This is a genomic window from Microcoleus sp. S13_C5 (assembly GCF_036700845.1).
Taxonomy (GTDB): Bacteria; Cyanobacteriota; Cyanobacteriia; order Cyanobacteriales; family Microcoleaceae; genus Microcoleus.
Genome location: NZ_JAUBPR010000296.1, coordinates 1 through 1,273, shown reverse-complemented (window position 1 = coordinate 1,273; position 1,273 = coordinate 1). Strand labels below are relative to the sequence as shown.

The window sequence follows — 1,273 nt, the reverse complement described above, 5'->3', positions numbered from 1 at the left end:
TGCAATGAATGATGAATACATGATGCTTCTTCTCAAATCCTTTTGTCAAGACTGATTGAGATGCTCTTACCCTGCATCAGCCGTAAACTCTTGAATCCGGCGGATTGCCTGCGCCATGTCCCAAAGTGAATCATTATTCCGATCGTTCGCTTGCATAAATCACTCGATGTGTTTTCAAAATGTTCGATCGCCGATAGGGATTTTTTAACACCTTTTTGTCCACCAAATCTACAGGACGGTGAAATAAATTCTCTATCTCTTCCTGCATACCCAATAAATGAGACAGCGTGAGGCGGTGCGAGGGTTCGTAAGTAACTAATACATCAACATCACTATCAGGGCGGAAATCATCCCGCAGTACCGAGCCAAACAGGGCAAACTCGACAATGTTCCAGCGCTGGCAAAATTGTGCGACCGCATCTAAAGAAACTTTTAGGCGCTCGGTCACAACATATTCTAAATCCGATTGCAACTCAATCATGGGCGAGCTAACATCCAACGAGAGCAACTAACATCTTTTGATTGTAACATCACAAGTCTGACTGACCCTTAACATCCTGGTGGGTGCATAACAGTTTCAATGTTGGGTCATCATCATGCTTCTCCTATGCTAATGTTTGAAGAGGTTTTCACTTCGGAAAGACCTGGCATCGTTGCCCAACAGTGTGGACAAAACCCGCCAATTTTATGGTGGTGAATGTGCCGCAGTAATGGATAAGAACAACAAAGACATTCGTGCATAATCTTTTACCTCTCCGATCGATTACGGAAAAACAATTTTAGGAGCAGCCGTATGTCCCAAATAAATATAGGCAGCCGATCGCAGTACAATTTCGGAATAGAGAATCTTTTGGATGTTTAAACTAGGCGCACGTTTGGCAGCGAAGTTGTAAGCCGCGATTTCCCCATCCAAACTGAAGTCACTATTTGTCAAGTAGTGGCCATAATCGTGCATTCCCTGAAAAATAAATCCATAAATAGGATTAGGATAAACAGCAGAATCGTAACTCTCAGCGGATACCCAAAGTTGCCATTGCTTAATATCTGCAAACATCTCTTCAGCGTTCTCATAACGCATATAATCTGAAAATTTTAGATTTAAGGGCAATTGTTGGAACTCACCCATCAGCCAATCACAGAATTGGGCGATGGTTTCATCTGAAATTTCGGCTGGCTTGCTTTCGAGGTAGAGTTTGGCGGGAGCGTGTCACTTTTGCGATGAGTATAAATACTCATGAACCCCACCATGACTTTTTTACCGATCATCAGTATA

At 42.8% G+C, this 1,273-nt stretch carries 2 protein-coding genes; both read right to left on the bottom strand.

Annotated features, from left to right (window positions below):
- Nucleotides 1-133: 133 nt before the first annotated feature.
- Complete coding sequence (locus QUA04_RS29705; protein WP_333264405.1) at nucleotides 134-481, bottom strand: nucleotidyltransferase domain-containing protein; 348 nt, start codon at nucleotides 479-481, stop codon at nucleotides 134-136.
- A gap of 282 nt (nucleotides 482-763) precedes the next feature.
- Nucleotides 764-1,078 carry a hypothetical protein gene (locus QUA04_RS29700; RefSeq protein ID WP_333264402.1) on the bottom strand — a complete coding sequence of 105 codons (315 nt, stop codon included), beginning with the start codon at nucleotides 1,076-1,078 and terminating at the stop codon, nucleotides 764-766.
- Between the last annotated feature and the right edge of the window lie 195 nt (nucleotides 1,079-1,273).

Excerpts from the sequence above, each read along its gene's own strand:
- QUA04_RS29705 (WP_333264405.1), bottom strand. The coding sequence starts at position 481 with ATGATTGAGTTGCAATCGGATTTAGAATATGTTGTGACCGAGCGCCTA.
- QUA04_RS29700 (WP_333264402.1), bottom strand. The coding sequence starts at position 1,078 with ATGCGTTATGAGAACGCTGAAGAGATGTTTGCAGATATTAAGCAATGG.